We start from the raw sequence: 19,710 nt of genomic DNA, 5'->3' as shown, positions 1-19,710 counted from the left end.
CGCATCGATGCGGTGACCTGCGCCTATGACGCTACGGCCCGGCCCGGTGCGTCGGCAATGACGTCTAACATGCAGAAACCGACATCACCGCCGCCGGTGACGGGGCGCGGGCAGGGGGACTTGTGGACACCACCGGACGACTGATCGTCATCGTCCTCTTCGAAGAGGTCGACCTGCTCGATGTCACGGGGCCACCGGAGGTGTTCCATCTCGCGCGGCGCGAGACGGAGGAGGCCGCAGGCTACGAGGTCGTCCTCGCCGCGGAGGCGATGGAGCCCGTCGTCACCGCCGCCGGGGTCCGTGTCCTGCCCGACGTCACCTTCGGGCAGCTCCGGGAACGGAGCATCGACACGCTCGTGGTGCCGGGCGCGGTGGAGGTCAGCGGCGACCGCCGCGTGAACCCGCTGGTCGATCCGGCGCTGGTGAAGCGGGTGGCCGAACTGGCGCCGCGCGCCCGGAGGGTGGCGTCCGTCTGCGTCGGGGCCCATGTCCTCGCCGCCGCGGGGCTGCTCGACGGCAGGCGCGCCACCACCCACTGGTCCACGGCTCAGCGGCTCGCCGCCGACCACCCGGCGGTCGACGTCGACGCCGACCCCATCTTCGTCCGCGACGGGAACGTGTGGACCGGCGCGGGCATCAGCGCCTGCCTGGACCTGTCACTCGCGCTCATCGCCGACGACCTCGGCGAGGCCGTCGCGCTGCGGATCGCCCGGCAGCTGGTGATGTACCTGAAGCGGCCGGGCGGCCAGAGCCAGTTCAGCGTCCCCCTGGAGCAGGTCTCCACGACCCGGCGCGTGGAGGATCTGCGCCACTACATCCTGCGCCATCTCGCCGAGCCGCTCACGGTCCCCCGGCTCGCCGAGCACGCCCACGTCAGCGACCGGCAGCTCACCCGCGTCTTCAAGAACGAGCTGGGCACGACCCCGCACGCCTACATCGAGTCGGTACGCGTCGAGCAGGCGCGCCACCAGCTGGAGTCCACCGACGCCACGCTGGAACGCGTCGCGGCCGCCACCGGCTTCGGCACCGTCGACACGCTCGTACGGGCCTTCCGGCGGAGGCTCGACACGACGCCGACGGAGTACCGGCGCCGCTTCCGCACCGTCCCCGAGTGAGGCACGGGCCCTCGGGGCCGCCCGGCCAGAGCCCCGTTCAGGGGCCCGGACCTCCCGGTCAGGGCGTCGTGGCGGTGAGGAAGGGCCAGAGGACCGATCTCCAGGCCTCGGGCTGGTCGTAGTGGAGGTAGTGGCCCGCGTCCGGCACCTCCGCGTACCGCCCCTGCGGCAGCACCCGCACCATCTCGTGGGCCTCCGCCCGGCCCAGTTCCCCGTCCAGGCCGCGCACCACCAGCGTGGGGCACCGCACCTGCGCCAGCGTGTCCCAGTGCGCGTCGTGGACCCAGGTGGACCGCGCCGCCAGCATCTGGTGCGGCGAGAACACCGGCCGCCACCCGTCCGCACCCTCGGCCATCACCTCCGCGAAGAAGTCGCCCCGCGCCGGGTTCGGCCGCTCCACCCACGGGTCGTCCTCGCCGAACCACTTCCGCACGTCCGCCAACGTCGCGAACGGCAGCGGCCAGTTGCGGAACCACTCCTCCCACTCCCGCTGCGACGACGCCCCCAACGCCGAAGCCCGCATGTCGCAGATCACCAGCGCGTTCACCAAGTCGGGCCGCTCCGCCGCCAGCTGCCAGCCCGTCAGCGCGCCCATCGAGTGCCCGATCAGGGTCACCGGCCCGAGGCCCAGCTGCTCGATCGCGGCCACCGCGTCCGCCACATACGCCTCACGCGTGTACGGCCCCGCCGCCGGTTTGCCGCTCTGCCCGTGCCCCCGCTGGTCCAACGCGACCGCCCGGTACCGCTGCGACAGCCACCTCGCCGTCTCCGCCCAGTGCGCGGCCCGCCCCATGAGGCCGTGCAGCAGCAGGACACCGCCGCCGGGCTCGGTGCCGTCGTCGCCCGGCCCCTTCGGCGGCTCGGCGAACTCCCAGGCGGCGAGGCGTACGCCGTCGGCTCCGGTCAGGTCGATTCGTCGCACCATGTGCCCTGGCACCCCCTTCTGTCACGTCGGACAACCCGACCCACAGTATCGAACTCACATTCGAAAACCGGGGTACGCACGGCAACACCGCTCGTTCGAGTGACCCCGCTCAAGGATTGACGGCCACCGCCGAGGGGAGATCTTCAACGGGAGGCGGACCACTCGGGGAAAAGGGTCCGACGGGATTGACCCTGAGAGCTCGGGGCTCCGGGTCAGCACAGGGGAGGACGGGTCCCGGTGCCGTAAGGCACCGGGACCTTCCCCATGTGCGGACGTGTGTTCCGGCGAAGCGGTCGGCGGACGACGAGGATGACGACGGTGACGGCGACACATCGCGCGGCTCCCCTCCCAGGACAGGTCCCGGCCTGAAGCCCAGAGTGGCACGCGCGAAGCCGCCCCGCTGCCGTTCCGCGCGAAAGCACCCCGTACGGTACGGCCGCCGGGCCGCGAACGGAACACCACCGCCCGCCGGGGCCGCATCAGCGCAGGCGCGGACGGGTGCCGCGCCTACGGCAGGCTCAGCGCTTGGCGACGAAGACGTGTGACGCCACGTCGGCGTCCAGCTCGGCCGCCTCGCCGCTGCTGCCGACCAGCACGCCGCCCGGCGACTCCGTCACGCTGACCACCGAACCGGGTTGCACACCGGCCCGCCGCAGCGTGTACATCAGCTGCGCGTCCGTCTGGATGGGCTCGCCGATCCGCCGGACCACCACGGTCTTGCCCTCGGTGCCCGCGTCCAGCTCGGACAGCGCCACCATGTTGTCGTCGAGGAACGGGTCGGCCTCCGCCTGCTCGCCCAGCTCCTCCAGGCCCGGGATCGGGTTGCCGTACGGGGACTCCGTGGGGTGCCGCAGCAGTTCGAGGACGCGCCGCTCCACGGCCTCGCTCATCACGTGCTCCCACCGGCACGCCTCGGCGTGGACCTGCTCCCACTCCAGGCCGATCACGTCCACGAGGAGGCACTCCGCGAGACGGTGCTTGCGCATCACGCGCGTGGCCAGCCGCCGGCCCTCCTCGGTCAGCTCCAGGTGTCGGTCCCCGGCGACGGTCACCAGGCCGTCACGCTCCATCCGGGCGACCGTCTGGCTGACCGTGGGACCGCTCTGGTCGAGCCGTTCCGCGATGCGGGCGCGCATGGGCACCACACCTTCCTCTTCCAGCTCGAGGATGGTGCGGAGATACATCTCCGTGGTGTCGATCAGTCCGGACATACGTGCCCCTCGATGCGTGACTTCCAGTGTGCGCGGCCCTGTCTCAATTGTTGCGCATCCCGCGGACAACCGTGCCGCCGCCGATCCGGGCTGGCCTGGCGCCGTATTGACACGGGAATGGTCCAGACCGCACCGTGATCCGCGACACGACGAGAGGAAGGCCGCCGATGGGCGACAGCACGCTGGCCGATCAGTTCTTCGACGCCGCGATCGGACTGCTCCAGCGCGTACGGGACGAGGAGGCCGGACAGATCGCCGCGGCGGGTGCCGCCGTCGCCGACACGATCGCCTCGGGCGGCCGCCTCTTCACCTTCGGCGCGGGCCACTCGTCGCTGCCCGCGCAGGACGTCGTCTACCGCGCCGGCGGCCTCGCCCTCATGAACCTGCTGCCCGTACCGGGCGCCGTCGGCGTGGAGGCGCCCGCCACCCTCGGCTCCGCCCTGGAGCGCGTCGAGGGCCTCGCCGCCGCCGTACTGGACTCCTCCCCCGCCCGCGCCGGGGACCTCCTGGTGATCATCTCGCTGTCCGGGCGCAACGCCCTGCCCGTCGAGATGGCCGTCAACGCCCGCGCGCTCGGCCTCAAGGTCATCGGCGTCACCTCGGTCGCCTACACGAAGGAGACCCGCCCGCGGAACGCCTCGGGCACCTTCCTGAAGGACCACTGCGACATCGTCCTCGACTCCAAGATCCCCGTCGGGGACGCGGAGCTGACCCACGAGGGCATCGAGGCGCCGTTCGCCCCCGCCTCCACGGTCGTGACCAGCGCGCTCATGCAGGCCACCATGGCCGCGGCGGCCGGGGAACTGGTCCGCCGCGGCGTCGAGCCCCCGCTGCTGCGCTCCGGCAACGTGGACGGCGGCCACGAGTGGAACGCCCGCGTCATGGACGAGTACGCGGACCGGATCTTCTACCGCCGCTGACTCACCCCACCCCGAGCCGCCCCGCCCTCACCGCCGCCACGAACGGCGCCCACGCGGCCGCGGCGACCACGAGGGCAGGCGCCTCGGGCATCTTGGAGTCCCGCACGGGGAGCACGCCGGGGAAGTGGTCAGCGACTTCCAGGCACTCGCCGCCCGTGCCATTGCTGTAGCTGCTCTTGCGCCACTGCGCAGAGCTCAGGTCAACCTCGATCTGTGCCATTCCGGAATCCCTCCGCCGCTTCCTCGACCATGGCCAGGGACGCCTCAGGCGGCAGCGCGTCGGCCCTGAGCAGATCGTACGACTGGCGGTAGGAGCGCACGAGCCGCGGGTCGTCGATGAGTTGGCCGCTGTGGAGGCTCTCCGTGTAGACCACGGACGGGGCATCGGCGAACGTCATGATCCTCGTCATGCCCATCATGAACGGGTGCAGGGCGGTGGTCACCGGCACGATCTGGAGCAGGGACCGGGTCTCCCTGACGACGCGCGCGATGTGCTCCAGCAGCTCCGCCATTCCCTCCGGAGGCAGTACAGCGCGCCGGATGAGGGACTCGTCCAGGATGGCCCAGAACGCCGGAGGTTCCTCCTCTTTGAAGATCGATGCGCGACTCAGCCTCGCCGTGACGTTCCTCTGCACGTAGGCATCGCTCGCGCGCGGCACGGCCGCCCTGACGATCGCCCGTGCGTACGCCTCGGTCTGGAGCAGCCCAGGCACGAGCAAGGGCGCCCAGTCCTCGATGGTCAGGGCGAACCTCTCCATCTCGGCCGCGTCCGCGAAGTACTCCGCGTGGCCGCCCTTGCGGGCCTTGCGCACGTCCTCGCAGCCGCGCTCGAAGTAGCCGTCCGTCTTCAGCACCCGGTCCACCTGGCGGGCCAGGTCGGGCGGCATGCGGCGCCGGCCGCGCTCGATCTCGCTCAGGTACGTCGCCCCGTAGAAGCTGCCCTCCACCAACTGCTCCAGCGTCAGCCCCTCCCCCCCCTCGCGCTGGAAGCGCAGTTCCTTGCCGTGGAAGTTCGGAACGCTCTCCGACCCGTCGATCTCCACCCGCTGCCCGCGCGCCATCACCGACCACCCCTCACCGGTCTTCCGACTGTCCGATCCGCCGCCCACTGAACAGAACACCGAACCGTGCGTGATGGTTGCGTCACTATTCGCACGTACGGGTGTCAGTCGTCCCTCAGGTCCAGGGACGCCGCCACCCTCACCGCGACGCTCTCCGCGTAGGCCACGTCCGGGCGCTCGAAGGGCGGGCGGGTCGCGGAGCGCAGGAACGTCACCACGCCGAGCGTGCGGCCCCGGCTGCGGAGGACCGCGCACAGGGCGTGGGCCGCGCCGGTGGGCCAGAGGCGTTCCGCCGCCCACACGCGCGCGGGGCCCGACGTCCAGGTGCTGGCCCGCACCGCGCCCGCCCGGTCCAGCGCACGCAGGGCGGGGTGGCCGGGGCCGTACGGGACGGGCAGGCCGCCGCCCGCGACGGGGGCCACCGGGCCGGGCCCCTCGGCGGGTGTGGCGGCGACCCGTACGAGCCGGGTGCCGTCGCCGCGTACGACGTCCAGCAGCGCGTCGTCCGCGAAACCGGCCAGCGCGAAGTCCAGGTAGACCGTCGCCGCCTCCATCGGGTCCTCGCACTCGGCGGCGGCGGCGCCCGCGCGGTGGAGCTGGCTGGCGCGGAACCGCAGGCGGTCGGCCTCCTGCTCCGCGGCGCGGGCCTGTGTGACGTCCTCGAACAGCCACGCCACACCCAGCGGCGAGGGCCCGCGAGACAGCGGGGAGGCGAGGCGCAGGAAGCCGCTGCGCCAGCAGCGCCGCCGTTCGCCGTCCGGGGCGCGGACGGTCGTCCACAGGTCGGCCGGGGCGCGGGGGTCGCCCTCGGCGAGTACGTGTTCGAGGGCGGCCTCCAGTTGCTCGGCGCCCTGGAGCAGGAAGTCGCCGAGGGGGCGGCCCAGCAGGGCGGTGCGGGAGGCGCCGAGGGCCTGGGCGGCGCGGGTGTTCACGACGGCGGGCCGCAGGTCGGCGTCCACGACGACGAGCGCGCACGGGGCGTCGGCGAACAGCGCCTCGCTGAGGGCGACGGACCGTTCGAAATCGAGCTGCGCGTGGATCTCGCCGAAGGCGCAGTACACACCGGCGGGGCTGCCGTCGGTGCCGAGCACGCCGGAGACCTGGGTGCGTACGAGGACCCGGCCGCCGTCCTTGCGGAGCAGCGCGAACTCGTGGAGACCGCGCCCCGGGCCGTCCATGGCGGCCATCAGGCGGGCCTCGATGGCGGCGGCGTCGGCGGGGCGGGCCGCCCATCCGGCGAGGCCGCGGCGGCCGACGGCCTCGGCGGCGGGCCAGCCGAGGATGCGCTCGGCCTCGCGGTTCCAGTGGGTGACCACGCCGTCCGCGTCGAACGCGCACAGCGCGGCGTCCATCCCGTCCAGCAGCGCGCTGAGCAGATCCCCGTCCGCCCGCGCCGTTCCGCTCCTGGACGCACTCATCCCGGCCACCCCCTGCGAGACATGAGCCGTAAACGCGCGTGCAGCCACGGCGCGCCCGGCCATTCAACTGGAACGTGACCCAGGGCACACGGCGTTCGGAAAATTCGTTTGTGCGTGGCGCGGGGCGTTCCTAGTGTGTGGGTCACACGAGAGAGGAGGTGATCCGAGAGTGATTTCTTTTCGGATGCGTGAGGTGACTGCGGGCTGAGGCCTGTCGTCACATGACGGCAGGCCTCCTGCCGTACACCCCAGCAGTCACCGGCCCGCGGGCTCGTCGGCACATCCGGCCGACCTCTCCTTGCTAGCAGGAGAGAGCAGAGCCCGCGGGCTTCTGCGTGCCCGCGGGCCGTGCACGGGGCCGGCGCGCTACGGGGCGAGCCGCTCCACGCGCCAGCCGTGCCCGACGGCGTCCCCGTCGCCCTCGCGGACGTACCGCAGGCGGTCGTGGAGCCGGTTCTCGTGGCCCTGCCAGAACTCGACCGCGTCGGGGACGACGAGGAAGCCGCCCCAGTGCGGCGGTACGGGGACCTGGGCGCCCTCCGGGTATCGGGCGGCGAGCTCCTCGTACCGGGCGAGCAGGTCGGCGCGGGAGCCGATGACGGAGGACTGGGCGCTCGCCCAGGCGCCGAGCTGGGAGCCGTGCGGGCGGGTGCGGAAGTACGCGGCGGTCTCGTCGCGGCCGACGCGGGTGACGCGGCCGGTGACGATGACCTGGCGGGCGATGGGGTGCCAGGGGAAGAGGAGCGAGGCGTACGGGTTGGCGGCCAGCTCGGCGCCCTTGCGGGAGTCGTAGTTGGTGAAGAAGACGAAGCCGCGCGCGTCCACGTGCTTGAGCAGCACCGTACGGGCGGAGGGGCGGCCGTCGGGGGTGGCCGTGGCCACGACCATGGCGTTCGGCTCGTGGATGTCGCCGCAGGACGCCGCTTCCTTGAACCAGAGCGCGAACTGCTCCAGGGGATGCGCGGCGAGGTCCCGCTCGGCAAGCTCGGAGGTGTGGTACTGCTCGCGCATGGGCGCCGGATCGGGAGCGGGGTCCAGGGCTGGATCGGGGGCGTCGGTCACGGCGTCCATCCTGCCCCAGCGCGTGACGGCCGCTTCAGTCTCCCCGGCGGGCGGCACTCTTAATCGCGTCGGCCCGTAACGGCGGAGTGTGCCTGATGTCACGCTTCCCCGCATCGGGGGAACCCGACAGACTCTTCGGCTGGGTCACTGTTCGTTCCCTCCACCACACACGACACACACGTCGCATACGTATACGAGGAGCCGCCAGATGTCCGACTTCGTACCCGGGCTCGAAGGAGTCGTCGCGTTCGAGACGGAGATCGCCGAACCGGACAAGGAGGGCGGCGCCCTCCGGTACCGGGGCGTCGACATCGAGGACCTGGTGGGCCGCGTGTCCTTCGGGAACGTGTGGGGCCTGCTCGTCGACGGGGCGTTCAACCCCGGTCTGCCCCCGGCGGAGCCCTTCCCGATCCCGGTCCACTCCGGTGACATCCGCGTGGACGTGCAGTCGGCGCTGGCGATGCTGGCGCCCGTGTGGGGCCTGAAGCCGCTGCTGGACATCGACGAGCAGCAGGCCCGTGACGACCTGGCGCGGGCGGCGGTGATGGCGCTGTCGTACGTGGCGCAGAGCGCGCGTGGGCAGGGGCTGCCGATGGTGCCGCAGAGCGAGATCGACAAGGCGCAGTCGGTGGTCGAGCGGTTCATGATCCGCTGGCGCGGCGAGCCGGACCCGAAGCATGTGAGGGCCGTGGACGCGTACTGGACGTCGGCCGCCGAGCACGGCATGAACGCCTCGACGTTCACGGCGCGGGTCATCGCCTCGACCGGCGCGGACGTGGCGGCGGCGCTGTCGGGCGCGGTCGGCGCGATGTCGGGCCCGCTGCACGGCGGGGCGCCGTCCCGCGTCCTCGGCATGATCGAGGAGATCGAGCGGACCGGCGACGCCGTGGCGTACGTGAAGCGCGCGCTGGACAAGGGCGAGCGGCTGATGGGCTTCGGCCACCGCGTGTACCGGGCCGAGGACCCGCGCGCGCGGGTGCTGCGCCGCACGGCCCGCGAGCTGGCCGCGCCGCGCTTCGAGGTGGCGGAGGCGCTGGAGAAGGCCGCGCTGGAGGAACTGTACAACCGGCGCCCGGACCGGGTGCTGGCGACGAACGTGGAGTTCTGGGCGGCGATCGTCCTGGACTTCGCGGAGGTCCCGGCGCACATGTTCACGTCCATGTTCACCTGCGCCCGCACGGCCGGCTGGTCGGCGCACATCCTGGAGCAGAAGCGCACCGGCCGCCTGGTCCGCCCGTCGGCCCGCTACATCGGCCCGGGCCCGCGCGACCCGCGCGAGATCGCGGGCTACGAGGACATCGTGTCCTGACCCCGCGCTGGAACCGGGCGGGCCCTCCCCCGGCCCGGCCGACCGCCGCCCCGCACCCCGGTACCACGCCGGGTGCGGGGCGGTTCGCGTCGCGGGCGTTGTCAGGGGAGGTAGTCGGCCTGGCCGTTGTCGTCGGCCTCGAACGGCTCCGGCGGGATGACGCAGAACTCGTTGCCCTCCGGGTCGGCCATCACCAGGAAGCCTCCCGGGGCGTACTGGTCGATTCGCCTGCCGCCCAGCACCTCGACGCGGGACTGCTCGGACGCCGGATCGGGGGACGCGACGTCGAAGTGGACGCGGTTCTTGCCCGTCTTCGGCTCCGCCGCCTTCTGGAAGCCCAGCCCCGGGCCGTCGCCGCGTGCGAGCCAGACGTACGGGCCGGTCCTGCCCGCGATCGGCCTGTCCAGCAGCGCGGCCCAGAAGGAGGCCGGCCGTTCCGGGGCGCGGCAGTCGATGATGACGTCTTTGATCGCCCGCCGGGGGTTCGTCATGGCTCGATCCTGGCAGTGCGGATACGAACGACAAAAATAAGCAAGCACGCTTGCTTGTTTTGCTGGGCGGTGGGATGCTCGGCGCGCGTCGCCGTGCCGGGTAGCGAGGGAGTGCGCTGTGGACCATCCCGTGCTTGATGATCTGCGGGACGAGAGCGAGGAGTTGGACCGGATCGTCGCGGGGGTCGACGCCCGGGAATGGGGGCGGGGGACGCCTGCCGCCGGGTGGACCGTCGCCCATCAGGTGGCCCATCTGGCGTGGACCGACGAGGTGGCGCTGATGGCGGTCACCGATCCCGATGCCTTCGCCTCGCATGTGGCCGAAGTCGCCGCCGGGGCGTACGACTTCGTCGACCGGGCCGCGGAGGAAGGGGCCCGCGTCGAGTCCTCGGCGCTGCTCGGACGGTGGCGGGGTGGGCGGCAGGCGTTGTGGGACGCCTTGCGGGGGCTGCCCGACGGGGTCCGGGTGCCGTGGTACGGGCCGCCGATGAGCGGGGCCTCGCTCGCCACCGCGCGGCTCATGGAGACCTGGGCGCACGGGCAGGACGTCGCCGACGCGCTGGGGGTCGTGCGGCAGCCGAGCGCCCGGCTGCGGCACGTCGCGCGCATCGGCTGGCGGGCGCGCGACTACGCGTACGCCGTGCGCGGGCTCACCCCGCCGGACCAGCGGTTCCGCGTCGTGCTCGACGCACCCGACGGCACCACCTGGGCCTACGGGCCCGAGGACGCCGAGCAGTACGTCACCGGGCCCGCGCTCGACTTCTGCCTCCTCGTCACCCAGCGCGCCCACCGCGCCGACCTGGCCCTGCGCGCCCACGGGCCCGACGCCGACCGGTGGCTGGACATCGCCCAGGCCTTCGCCGGGCCGCCCGGCGCCGGACGCCCGCCGAGGGAGGCGGGAGCATGAGCGACGGCGTGAGTACGGGGGTGCTGCGGGTCGGGAACTGCTCCGGGTTCTACGGGGACCGGTTCTCCGCCGTGCGCGAGATGCTCACCGGCGGGCCGCTCGACGTGCTCACCGGGGACTACCTGGCCGAGCTGACCATGCTCATCCTCGGCCGCGACCGGCTCAAGGACCCCTCCCTCGGGTACGCCAGGACGTTCCTGCGGCAGATGGAGGACACCCTCGGCATCGCCCACGAGCGGAGCGTGCGGATCGTCGTCAACGCCGGGGGGCTCAACCCCGCCGGGCTGGCGGCACACTTGCGCGAGCTGGCCGAACGGTTCGGGGTGCCCGCGCGGGTCGGATATGTCGAGGGGGACGGACTTCCCTTGCCGGATGGCGCCCTGACGGCCAACGCCTATCTCGGTGGCGCCGGGATCGCCGCCTGCCTCGACGCGGGCGCCGGCCTCGTCGTCACCGGCCGGGTCACCGACGCCGCCCTCGTCACCGGGCCCGCCGCCGCGCACTTCGGCTGGGCCCCCGACGCGTACGACGCGCTCGCGGGGGCCGTCGTCGCCGGGCACGTACTGGAGTGCGGCACCCAGGCGACCGGCGGCAACCACCCGTTCTTCCGGCGGTACGACGTACGGCACCCCGGCTTCCCGCTCGCCGAGCTGCACGCCGACGGGTCCGCCGTCATCACCAAGCACCCCGGCACCGGCGGCGCCGTGGACGTCTCCACCGTGACCGCGCAGCTCCTGTACGAGACGCAGGGCGCCCGGTACGCCGGGCCCGACGCGACCGCCCGCCTCGACACCGTACGGCTCACCCAGGACGGCCCCGACCGGGTGCGGATCGACGGCGTGCGCGGCGAGGCCCCGCCGCCCGCCCTCAAGGCCGGGATCACCCGGCTCGGCGGCTGGCGCAACGAGGTCGTGTTCGTCCTCACCGGCCTGGACGTCGACGCCAAGGCCCGGCTCGTACGGGAGCAGGTCGAGACGGCGTTCGCGCGGGGCGCCCGTCCGGCGGACGTGCGGTGGGAGCTGGCCCGCACCGACCGGGCCGACGCCGACACGGAGGAGACCGCCAGCGCCCTGCTGCGGCTCGTCGTGCGCGACCCCGACCCGCACGCGGTGGGCCGGGCCGTGACCGGCGCCGCCGTCGAGCTGGCCCTCGCCAGCTACCCGGGCTTCCATGTCACCGCCCCGCCCGGCAGGGGCGACCCCTACGGGGTGTTCGAAGCCGTGTACGTCGAGCCGGGCGCCGTGACCCACACGGCCGTACTGCCCGACGGGCGGCGCGTCCCCGTACCGGCGTCCGGCCCCACGACGGCACCCCTGCGGGAGGTCCCGGAGCCGCCCCTGCCCGAGCCCCTGCCGCCCGGACCCGCCCGGCGCGCCCCGCTCGGGCTCGTCACCGGGGCCCGCAGCGGCGACAAGGGCGGCGACGCCAACATCGGTGTCTGGGCCGAGTCGGACGCGGCGTGGCGGTGGCTCGCCCACACCCTGACCGCCGACCGGCTGCGGGACCTGCTGCCCGAGGTCCGCGCCCTGCCCGTCACCCGGCACGTCCTGCCGAACCTGCGCGCCCTGAACTTCACCGTCACCGGCCTCCTCGGCGAGGGCGTCGCCGCGCGGGCCCGGTTCGACCCGCAGGCCAAGGCGCTCGGCGAATGGCTGCGCGCCCGCCACCTCGACATCCCGGAGGCCCTGCTGTGACCGCCCGCCCCACCGGAGGCCCCGCCACGACCGCCCGCCCCGCCGGAGGCCCCGCCGCGACCGCCACCGCCACCCCGGAGGTCCCGCTGTGACCGTCCTCGCCTCCGCACTCGACGCGGCCTCCCCCGCCTACGAGGCGAACCGCGCCGCCATGCTCGCCAAGCTCGCCGAGCTGGACACCGAGCACGCCAAGGCCCTCGCGGGCGGCGGCGACAAGTACGTCACCCGGCACCGGGCGCGCGGCAAACTCCTCGCCCGCGAGCGGATCGAGCTGCTCCTGGACGACGACACGCCGTTCCTGGAGCTGTCGCCGCTCGCCGCCTGGGGCTCCGACTACGCCGTCGGCGCGTCCCTCGTCACCGGGATCGGCACCGTCGAGGGCGTGGAGTGCCTGATCACCGCCAACGACCCGACCGTACGCGGCGGCGCGTCCAACCCCTGGACGCTGAAGAAGGCGCTGCGGGCCAACGAGATCGCGTACACCAACCGCCTCCCCGTCGTCTCCCTGGTCGAGTCGGGCGGCGCCGACCTGCCGTCGCAGAAGGAGATCTTCATCCCCGGCGGCGCCCTGTTCCGCGACCTGACCCGGCTGTCCGCCGCCGGAATCCCCACCGTCGCCGTCGTGTTCGGCAACTCCACCGCCGGAGGCGCGTACATCCCCGGCATGTCCGACCACACCGTGATGATCAAGGAGCGGTCGAAGGTGTTCCTCGGGGGGCCGCCGCTGGTGAGGATGGCGACCGGCGAGGAGAGCGACGACGAGTCGCTGGGCGGCGCCGAGATGCACGCCCGCACCTCCGGGCTCGCCGACCACTACGCCCTGGACGAGGCCGACGCGATCCGCCAGGCCCGCCGGATCGTCGCCCGCCTCCACCACCGCAAGGCCCACCCCGGCCCGGGCCCGGCCGAGCCGCCGAAGTACGACGCGGAGGAGCTGCTCGGCATAGTGCCGGGCGACCTGCGCACCCCGTTCGACCCGCGCGAGGTGATCGCCCGGATCGTGGACGGCTCCGACTTCGACGAGTTCAAGCCGCTGTACGGGGCCAGCCTCGTCACCGGCTGGGCGCGGCTGCACGGCTACCCGGTCGGCGTCCTCGCCAACGCGCGCGGGGTGCTGTTCAGCGCCGAGTCGCAGAAGGCCGCCCAGTTCATCCAGCTCGCCAACCAGCGGGACATCCCCCTGCTGTTCCTGCACAACACGACCGGCTACATGGTCGGCCGGGCCTACGAGCAGGGCGGCATCATCAAGCACGGCGCCATGATGATCAACGCGGTGTCGAACAGCCGCGTCCCGCACCTGTCGGTCCTCATGGGGGCCTCGTACGGCGCCGGGCACTACGGCATGTGCGGCCGGGCGTACGACCCCCGGTTCCTCTTCGCCTGGCCCGGCGCGAAGTCCGCCGTGATGGGCCCGCAGCAGCTGGCCGGGGTCCTGTCGATCGTCGCCCGCGCCTCCGCGCGGGCCAAGGGGCAGCCGTACGACGAGGACGGCGACGCCGCGCTGCGCGCCATGGTGGAGCAGCAGATCGAGGCCGAGTCCCTGCCGATGTTCCTGTCCGGGCGGCTGTACGACGACGGGGTCATCGACCCGCGCGACACGCGTACCGTCCTCGGGCTGTGCCTGTCCGCGATCCACACCGCACCGGTCGAGGGCGCGCGCGGCGGCTTCGGCGTCTTCAGGATGTGAGGGCCGTGACCCACGTGACTTCCGTGATCGGGAACCTGCTCGTCGCCAACCGCGGCGAGATCGCCTGCCGCGTCTTCCGCACCTGCCGCGACCTGGGCGTGAGCACCGTCGCCGTGCACTCCGACCCGGACGCCGGGGCCCTGCACGTGCGGGAGGCCGACGCGGCCGTACGGCTGCCGGGCGCGGCGCCCGCCGACACGTATCTGCGCGGCGACCTCATCGTGGCCGCCGCCCTCGCGGCCGGCGCAGACGCCGTCCACCCCGGCTACGGGTTCCTCTCCGAGAACGCCGCCTTCGCCCGCGAGGTGGAGGCGGCCGGACTGACCTGGGTCGGGCCGCCGCCGGAGGCCATCGAGGCGATGGCCTCCAAGACCCGCGCGAAACGCCTGATGGGCGTCGAACCGCTCGACCCGGACGCGCTCACCGAGGCCGACCTGCCCGTGCTGGTCAAGGCGGCGGCCGGTGGCGGCGGGCGCGGCATGCGGGTCGTACGGGAGATGGGGGCGCTCAAGGAGGAGCTGGCCGCCGCGCGGGCCGAGGCGCTGTCGGCGTTCGGCGACGACGAGGTGTTCGCCGAGCCGTACCTGGAGCGCGGGCGCCATGTCGAGGTGCAGGTGCTCGCCGACGCGCACGGCACGGTGTGGGCGCTCGGCACCCGCGACTGCTCCCTCCAGCGCCGCCACCAGAAGGTGATCGAGGAGGCGCCCGCGCCGGGCCTGCCCGAGGCGCTGGTGGAGGAGCTGTACGGGACGGCCGTGCGCGCCGCCCGCGCGATCGGCTACCGGGGCGCGGGCACCGTCGAGTTCCTGATCGGCCCCGACGGCGCCGCGCACTTCCTGGAGATGAACACCCGGCTCCAGGTCGAGCACCCGGTCACCGAGGCCGTGTACGGCATCGACCTGGTGGCACTGCAACTGCGCGTCGCGGAGGGCTCGCCCCTGCCGCCCGAGCCGCCCGCGCCGCGCGGCCACGCCGTGGAGGGCCGCCTGTACGCGGAGGACCCGGCACGCGCCTTCGCCCCGCAGACCGGCACGCTGCACGCCCTGGACGTGCCCGGGGTGCGGCTGGACGCCGGGTACGCGGCCGGGGACGCGGTGGGCGTCCACTACGACGCGCTGCTCGCCAAGGCCGTCGCCCACGCGCCCACCCGGGCTGAGGCGCTGCGGCTGCTGGCCCACGCCCTGGAGCGGGCCCGGGTCCACGGGCCCGTCACCAACCGGGACCTGCTGGTCCGGTCGCTGCGGCGCCCCGAGTTCGCGGAGCCGGGCCGCGCCGACACCGGGTTCTACGACCGGCACCTGGACGCCCTGACGGCCCCGCCGCCCGGTGGCCGGTACGCCGCCGTGGCCGCCGCGCTCGCGGAGGCCGCCGCCCGCCCGGGGCCCGGCGCGTGGCGGAACGTCCCGTCCCAGCCGCGCCTGCGCGTGTACGGCGACGGGGCGGCCGACCACGAGGTGCGCTACGCCCGCCTCCGGGACGGGTACGCCCTGCCGGACGACCCGGACGTGCGGGTCGTCGCCGTCACCGCGCGGGAGGTGCGGCTCGACGTGGCCGGGGTCGTCCGCCCGTACCGCGTCACCGTCCGCCCCGGCTCGGACACCGTCCATGTGGACACGCCGACGGGCGCGTACCGGCTCACGCGCCGCCCGCGCTTCACGGACCCGGCCGAGCGGACGGCGCCCGGCTCGCTCCTCGCGCCCATGCCGGGCACCGTCGTACGGGTCGCCGAGGGCCTCGCGGTGGGCGCCCGCGTCGAGGCGGGGCGGCCGCTGCTGTGGCTGGAGGCGATGAAGATGGAGCACCAGGTCACCGCGCCCGCCTCCGGCGTCCTCACCGCGCTCCACGCCGAACCGGGGCGTCAGGTCGAGGTCGGCGCGCTCCTCGCCGTGGTCGAGGCCGGAGCCGTGGCCGAGCCCGCCCCGGACCAGTAGCCGCGTCGGCCCCGGATCCGCAGCCACGGCGACAGCCCCGCCGCTGAAGGGCAGCACGCCCCGCCCGTCCATTCCGTACAGGAGGAACAGGCATGACCGCAGTCACCGGCACCAACTCCCCCGCCACCGCGATCCCCTTCGAGACCGACGAGCAGCGGGCGCTGCGCACCGCCGTCGCCGCGCTCGGGCGCCGCCACGCCGACGGCCACGACGCCGACCCCGACGTGCTGTGGCGGGAGGCGGGCAAGCTCGGCTACCTGGGCGTGAACCTCCCCGACGAGTACGGCGGCGGGGGCGGTGGCATCGCCGAACTGTCCATCGTGCTGGAGGAGTTGGGTGCGGCGGGCTGCCCGCTGCTGCTGATGATCGTGTCCCCGGCGATCTGCGGGACGGTCATCGCCCGGTTCGGCACGCGGGAGCAGAAGCGGCGCTGGCTGCCTGGGCTCGCGGACGGCAGCCGGATCATGGCGTTCGGGATCACCGAGCCGGACGCCGGCTCCAACTCGCACCGGATCACCACCACGGCCCGCCGCGCGCCCGGCGGCGACTGGGTCCTGTCGGGCCGCAAGGTGTTCGTGTCGGGTGTGGACATGGCCGAGGACACGATGATCGTCGGCCGTACGGAGGACGCGCGGACGGGCGCGCTGAAGCCGTGCCTGTTCGTCGTGCCCCGCGACACGCCGGGCTTCCTGCGCACGCCCATCGACATGGAACTGCGGGCCCGCGAGAAGCAGTTCGAACTGGTCCTGGACGACGTGCGGCTTCCGTCCGACGCGCTGGTCGGCGACGAGGACGCGGGGCTGCTCCAGCTGTTCGCGGGGCTCAACCCGGAGCGGGTGATGACGGCGGCGTTCGCGCTGGGCATGGGCCGGTACGCGGTCGCGAAGGCCGTGGCGTACGCGAAGGAGCGGCAGGTGTGGAAGGCGCCCATCGGCGCCCACCAGGCCATCGCGCACCCGCTGGCGCAGTCCCACATCGAGCTGGAGCTGGCCCGGCTGATGACGCTGAAGGCGGCCGTGCTGTGCGACGCGGGCGACGACGTGGGCGCGGGCGAGGCGGCGAACATGGCGAAGTACGCGGCGGCGGAGGCGTGCGTACGGGCGGTGGACCAGGCCGTGCACACGCTCGGCGGGAACGGGCTGACGCGCGAGTACGGACTCGGCAGGCTCATCACCGCGTCGCGCGTGGCCCGCATAGCACCGGTGAGCCGGGAAATGATCCTGAACTACGTCTCGCACCAGTCCCTGGGACTCCCCAAGTCGTACTGACCAACGCCGCCGGACCAGCTCCGTCGGACCGACTCCACCGGAGGCGAGCACCATGGCCCTGATCACCACCGCCCACGACCGCGCCGTCACCACGCTCACCCTGGACGCCCCGGACACGCGCAACGCCCTCTCCGCCCGGCTGGTCGCGGAGCTGGCGGACGCGCTGGACGGGTGCGCGAAGGACCCGGCGGTACGCGCGGTGGTGCTCACCCACAGCGGTTCCACGTTCAGCGCGGGCGCCGACCTGAAGGCCCCGCCGAGCCCGTACGCGTTCGTGGCGCTGCTGCGGCGGATCGTGGAGCTGCCGAAGCCGGTCGTCGCGCGGGTCGCGGGGCGGGTGCGGGCGGGCGGGGTGGGGCTCGTGTCGGCGTGCGACCTGGTGGTGGCGTCGGACGACTCGGACTTCGCGCTGACGGAGGTGCGGATCGGGGTGGCGCCCGCGCTGGTGTCGCTGACGCTGCTGCCGCGCCTCGACCAGCGCGCGGCGGCCCGGTACTACCTGACGGGCGAGCGGTTCGGCGCGGCGGAGGCGGTGCGGACCGGGCTGGTGACGGCGGCCGCGCCGGACGTGGACGAGGCGCTCGTACCGCTGCTGGACGCGCTGCGGAAGGGGTCGCCGCAGGGGCTGGCCGCGTCGAAGCGGCTGGTGACGGCTAGGGTGCTGGAGACCTTCGAGCGGGACGCGGAGGACCTCGTCCAGCGCTCGGCGTCGCTCTTCGCCTCCGCGGAGGCGCGCGAGGGAATGACGGCCTTCCTGGAACGACGGGACCCCGCATGGGCGATATGACCACCACCCCCGCCAGCGCCCCGGCACCGGCACCGGCACCGAAGCAGGACCGCAGCCGCGCCACCCGGAGGCGGCTGCTGGAGGCGGCCGTCGCGTGCCTGGCGGAACGCGGCTGGCAGGGCTCCACCGTGTCGGTCGTCGCCGAGCGGGCGGGCGTGTCGCGGGGCGCGGCGCAGCACCACTTCCGTACGCGGGAGGACCTGTTCCTCGCGGCGGTCGAGTACGTGGCGGAGGAGCGGTCGCAGGCGCTGCGGGCGCTGGACGGCAGGAGCCGCGCGGAGGTGGTGGAGGCGCTGGTCGCGCTGTACACGGGCCCGCTGTTCCGGGCGGCCCTGCACCTGTGGGTCGCCGCGTCCGACGAGCCGCAGCTGCGCCCGCGCGTCACGGAGCTGGAGGCGCGGGTGGGCCGGGAGGCGCACCGGATGGCGGTGGAGCTGCTGGGCGCGGACGAGTCGGTGCCGGGCGTCCGCGAGACGGTGCAGGGCCTCCTGGACATGGCCCGCGGCTTGGGCCTGGCCACGCTCCTGACGGACGACGCCCCCCGCCGCGCCCGCGTGGTGGCCCAGTGGTCCCGCCTGCTGGACGGGGCACTGGGCTGAGGGACGGGCCGCCCATGCCCTGGGGGCCGTCTCCATCCCGCTGTGGGCAGCTGGTCCGCCCAGGGGGCGGGGAACGGGTGGGCACGGCGGACCTGGCGGAGGCCCGTACCCGCACCTGCCGCACCAGTGGGCACTCTCCCGGGCGGGGGACACCGTTGTGCCCCGCCCTCCCCCAAGGTCTCGGCTTCGCTCGACCAGGGGACCCCCATCACCCCACGGGACGCCTGCCCACAACGGGGGGCGTCAGGCGGCGGCCGTGCGGGAGCGGACCGCGCCGATGCTGGCGGCTATCACCAGGGCTATCGCCGCCGCGTCCGTCACCGACAGGGCCTGCTGGAGGACCAGGAAGCCGGCCAGGGCGGCGACCGCCGGTTCCAGGCTCATCAGGACGGCGAACGTGCCCGCCGGGAGGCGGCGCAGGGCGATCAGCTCCAGGGTGTACGGCAGCACCGACGACAGCAGCGCCACCGCCAGGCCCAGCGCCAGCGTCGAGGGCACGGCCAGGCGCGTACCGGCCTCCACGAGGCCCAGCGGCAGGCTGAGCACCGCGCCGACCGCCATGGCCAGCGCCAGCCCGTCGGCCTGTGGGAAGCGCCGCCCGGTGCGGGCGCTGAACACGATGTACGTCGCCCACAGCGCGCCCGCCGCCAGCGCGAAGCCCGCGCCGACCGGGTCCAGCCGGTCGAACCCGCCGCCGCTCAGCAGCACCACGCCCGCCAGCGCCAGCCCCGCCCACACGAGGCTCACCAGCCGCCGGGAAGCGATGACCGACAGGGCCAGCGGGCCCAGCACCTCCAGGGTCACGGCCGCGCCGAGCGGGATGCGGTCGATGGCCTGGTAGATGCACACGTTCATGCCGCCCATCGCCGCGCCGAACGCCACGACCGTGCCCCAGTCGGACCGGCTGTAGCCGCGCACCCGGGGGCGGCACACGACCAGCAGCACCAGCGCGGCCAGCGTCAGCCGCAGGGTCACCACGCCGAGGGCCCCCGCGCGCGGGATGAGCAGGACCGCGAGGGCCGCGCCGAACTGCACCGACAGCGCGCCGCCCACGACCAGCGCGACCGGCCCGGCGGCGCCCCTCCTCGCGAGGCCCTTCGTCGCGGGTCCCGCCCCGCGTGACGGGTGGGCGGCCGCCGTCTCGGGGAGGGCGACCGCCGAAGCGTCTGCGGTACGGGCGGCGTCGGCGTCGTTCACCGGGACCTCTTCAATCGTGCGGGTTCGTCGTGCCGGGTACGCGGGACGGCCCCTGCTGGAAGGGGTCGTTCCGCTACGAGGATGACCCCTCCCACGGTAAGCAGTGAAAGCGGGGTACGGCTATGGCA

18 protein-coding genes are annotated in these 19,710 nt (G+C 74.1%); 10 read left to right on the top strand and 8 right to left on the bottom strand.

What is annotated here, in order from left to right; translation table 11 throughout:
- Nucleotides 1-122 precede the first annotated feature (122 nt).
- Entirely contained in the window at nt 123-1,115 is a 993-nt protein-coding gene (locus J116_RS15845; protein ID WP_023588052.1) for a GlxA family transcriptional regulator, read from the top strand.
- A 58-nt stretch (nt 1,116-1,173) separates the two neighbouring features.
- On the opposite strand, the gene J116_RS15840 is transcribed toward J116_RS15845, so the two are convergent.
- Both J116_RS15840 and J116_RS15835 read right to left on the bottom strand, forming a co-directional pair.
- The gene (locus J116_RS15840; protein ID WP_023588051.1) at nt 1,174-2,040 is read right to left on the bottom strand and encodes an alpha/beta fold hydrolase; all 867 of its coding nucleotides are present in this window, start codon (nt 2,038-2,040) and stop codon (nt 1,174-1,176) included.
- A gap of 518 nt (nt 2,041-2,558) precedes the next feature.
- A complete protein-coding gene (locus tag J116_RS15835) occupies nt 2,559-3,251 on the bottom strand; it encodes a metal-dependent transcriptional regulator (RefSeq protein WP_023588050.1) in 693 nt (230 codons plus the stop codon).
- A 167-nt stretch (nt 3,252-3,418) separates the two neighbouring features.
- Here J116_RS15835 and J116_RS15830 point away from each other — a divergent pair, with 167 nt between their 5' ends.
- The gene (locus tag J116_RS15830) at nt 3,419-4,171 is read left to right on the top strand and encodes an SIS domain-containing protein (protein WP_023588049.1); all 753 of its coding nucleotides are present in this window, start codon (nt 3,419-3,421) and stop codon (nt 4,169-4,171) included.
- Between the two features lies 1 nt (nt 4,172).
- Here the strand turns inward: J116_RS15830 and J116_RS15825 are convergent, their stop codons facing one another.
- The 4 genes from J116_RS15825 to pdxH form a co-directional block, all read right to left on the bottom strand.
- Entirely contained in the window at nt 4,173-4,391 is a 219-nt protein-coding gene (locus J116_RS15825; RefSeq protein ID WP_023588048.1) for a DUF397 domain-containing protein, read from the bottom strand.
- Nucleotides 4,372-5,232, bottom strand: a complete 861-nt coding sequence (locus J116_RS15820) for a helix-turn-helix domain-containing protein (protein ID WP_023588047.1) — start codon at nt 5,230-5,232, stop codon at nt 4,372-4,374. Before J116_RS15820 ends, J116_RS15825 begins: the two co-directional genes overlap by 20 nt.
- Before the next feature lie 104 nt (nt 5,233-5,336).
- Nucleotides 5,337-6,650: a PAS domain-containing protein gene (locus J116_RS15815; protein WP_023588046.1), complete on the bottom strand. Its 1,314-nt coding sequence runs from the start codon at nt 6,648-6,650 to the stop codon at nt 5,337-5,339.
- Between the two features lie 366 nt (nt 6,651-7,016).
- Complete coding sequence (gene pdxH / locus J116_RS15810) at nt 7,017-7,721, bottom strand: pyridoxamine 5'-phosphate oxidase (RefSeq protein ID WP_023588045.1); 705 nt, start codon at nt 7,719-7,721, stop codon at nt 7,017-7,019.
- A 199-nt stretch (nt 7,722-7,920) separates the two neighbouring features.
- Here pdxH and J116_RS15805 point away from each other — a divergent pair, with 199 nt between their 5' ends.
- The gene (locus tag J116_RS15805) at nt 7,921-9,021 is read left to right on the top strand and encodes a citrate synthase 2 (protein ID WP_023588044.1); all 1,101 of its coding nucleotides are present in this window, start codon (nt 7,921-7,923) and stop codon (nt 9,019-9,021) included.
- Nucleotides 9,022-9,122: 101 nt separating this feature from the next.
- Here J116_RS15805 and J116_RS15800 read toward each other — a convergent pair whose 3' ends face one another.
- On the bottom strand, nt 9,123-9,512 hold the full coding sequence (locus J116_RS15800; RefSeq protein ID WP_023588043.1) for a VOC family protein: 390 nt from the start codon (nt 9,510-9,512) through the stop codon (nt 9,123-9,125).
- A gap of 130 nt (nt 9,513-9,642) precedes the next feature.
- Here J116_RS15800 and J116_RS15795 point away from each other — a divergent pair, with 130 nt between their 5' ends.
- The 7 genes from J116_RS15795 to J116_RS15765 all read left to right on the top strand — a co-directional run bounded on the left by J116_RS15795 (nt 9,643) and on the right by J116_RS15765 (nt 18,385).
- Complete coding sequence (locus J116_RS15795; RefSeq protein ID WP_028964106.1) at nt 9,643-10,419, top strand: TIGR03084 family metal-binding protein; 777 nt, start codon at nt 9,643-9,645, stop codon at nt 10,417-10,419.
- Nucleotides 10,416-12,113: an acyclic terpene utilization AtuA family protein gene (locus J116_RS15790; RefSeq protein WP_023588041.1), complete on the top strand. Its 1,698-nt coding sequence runs from the start codon at nt 10,416-10,418 to the stop codon at nt 12,111-12,113. The genes J116_RS15795 and J116_RS15790 overlap by 4 nt, the downstream gene beginning before the upstream one ends.
- Nucleotides 12,114-12,201: 88 nt before the next feature.
- Nucleotides 12,202-13,800 (top strand): acyl-CoA carboxylase subunit beta, encoded by a 1,599-nt coding sequence (locus tag J116_RS15785; protein ID WP_023588039.1) that lies wholly within the window; start codon nt 12,202-12,204, stop codon nt 13,798-13,800.
- Nucleotides 13,801-13,823: 23 nt separating this feature from the next.
- Nucleotides 13,824-15,731, top strand: a complete 1,908-nt coding sequence (locus tag J116_RS15780; protein ID WP_028964104.1) for an acetyl/propionyl/methylcrotonyl-CoA carboxylase subunit alpha — start codon at nt 13,824-13,826, stop codon at nt 15,729-15,731.
- A 92-nt stretch (nt 15,732-15,823) separates the two neighbouring features.
- A complete protein-coding gene (locus J116_RS15775; RefSeq protein ID WP_023588037.1) occupies nt 15,824-16,999 on the top strand; it encodes an acyl-CoA dehydrogenase family protein in 1,176 nt (391 codons plus the stop codon).
- Nucleotides 17,000-17,051: 52 nt separating this feature from the next.
- Nucleotides 17,052-17,786, top strand: a complete 735-nt coding sequence (locus J116_RS15770; protein ID WP_023588036.1) for an enoyl-CoA hydratase family protein — start codon at nt 17,052-17,054, stop codon at nt 17,784-17,786.
- Nucleotides 17,783-18,385, top strand: coding sequence for a TetR/AcrR family transcriptional regulator (locus J116_RS15765; RefSeq protein WP_023588035.1), 603 nt, complete (start codon nt 17,783-17,785; stop codon nt 18,383-18,385). Before J116_RS15770 ends, J116_RS15765 begins: the two co-directional genes overlap by 4 nt.
- A gap of 243 nt (nt 18,386-18,628) precedes the next feature.
- Here J116_RS15765 and J116_RS15760 read toward each other — a convergent pair whose 3' ends face one another.
- Nucleotides 18,629-19,582 carry an EamA family transporter gene (locus J116_RS15760; RefSeq protein WP_028964101.1) on the bottom strand — a complete coding sequence of 318 codons (954 nt, stop codon included), beginning with the start codon at nt 19,580-19,582 and terminating at the stop codon, nt 18,629-18,631.
- Nucleotides 19,583-19,710 lie beyond the last annotated feature (128 nt).

The sequence above is a fragment of the Streptomyces thermolilacinus SPC6 genome (assembly GCF_000478605.2).
GTDB lineage: Bacteria > Actinomycetota > Actinomycetes > Streptomycetales > Streptomycetaceae > Streptomyces > Streptomyces thermolilacinus.
Note: the sequence above shows the minus strand (reverse complement) of the source record. Positions and strands in the feature narration are given on the sequence as shown.

Bases quoted from the DNA above. Each gene is read 5' to 3' on its own strand.
- J116_RS15825 (WP_023588048.1), bottom strand. From the start codon at position 4,391: ATGGCACAGATCGAGGTTGACCTGAGCTCTGCGCAGTGGCGCAAGAGC.
- J116_RS15770 (WP_023588036.1), top strand. From the start codon at position 17,052: ATGGCCCTGATCACCACCGCCCACGACCGCGCCGTCACCACGCTCACC.
- J116_RS15840 (WP_023588051.1), bottom strand. From the start codon at position 2,040: ATGGTGCGACGAATCGACCTGACCGGAGCCGACGGCGTACGCCTCGCC.
- J116_RS15775 (WP_023588037.1), top strand. From the start codon at position 15,824: ATGACCGCAGTCACCGGCACCAACTCCCCCGCCACCGCGATCCCCTTC.
- J116_RS15830 (WP_023588049.1), top strand. From the start codon at position 3,419: ATGGGCGACAGCACGCTGGCCGATCAGTTCTTCGACGCCGCGATCGGA.
- J116_RS15790 (WP_023588041.1), top strand. From the start codon at position 10,416: ATGAGCGACGGCGTGAGTACGGGGGTGCTGCGGGTCGGGAACTGCTCC.
- J116_RS15765 (WP_023588035.1), top strand. From the start codon at position 17,783: ATGACCACCACCCCCGCCAGCGCCCCGGCACCGGCACCGGCACCGAAG.
- J116_RS15815 (WP_023588046.1), bottom strand. From the start codon at position 6,650: ATGAGTGCGTCCAGGAGCGGAACGGCGCGGGCGGACGGGGATCTGCTC.
- J116_RS15820 (WP_023588047.1), bottom strand. From the start codon at position 5,232: ATGGCGCGCGGGCAGCGGGTGGAGATCGACGGGTCGGAGAGCGTTCCG.
- J116_RS15835 (WP_023588050.1), bottom strand. From the start codon at position 3,251: ATGTCCGGACTGATCGACACCACGGAGATGTATCTCCGCACCATCCTC.
- pdxH (WP_023588045.1), bottom strand. From the start codon at position 7,721: ATGGACGCCGTGACCGACGCCCCCGATCCAGCCCTGGACCCCGCTCCC.
- J116_RS15800 (WP_023588043.1), bottom strand. From the start codon at position 9,512: ATGACGAACCCCCGGCGGGCGATCAAAGACGTCATCATCGACTGCCGC.
- J116_RS15805 (WP_023588044.1), top strand. From the start codon at position 7,921: ATGTCCGACTTCGTACCCGGGCTCGAAGGAGTCGTCGCGTTCGAGACG.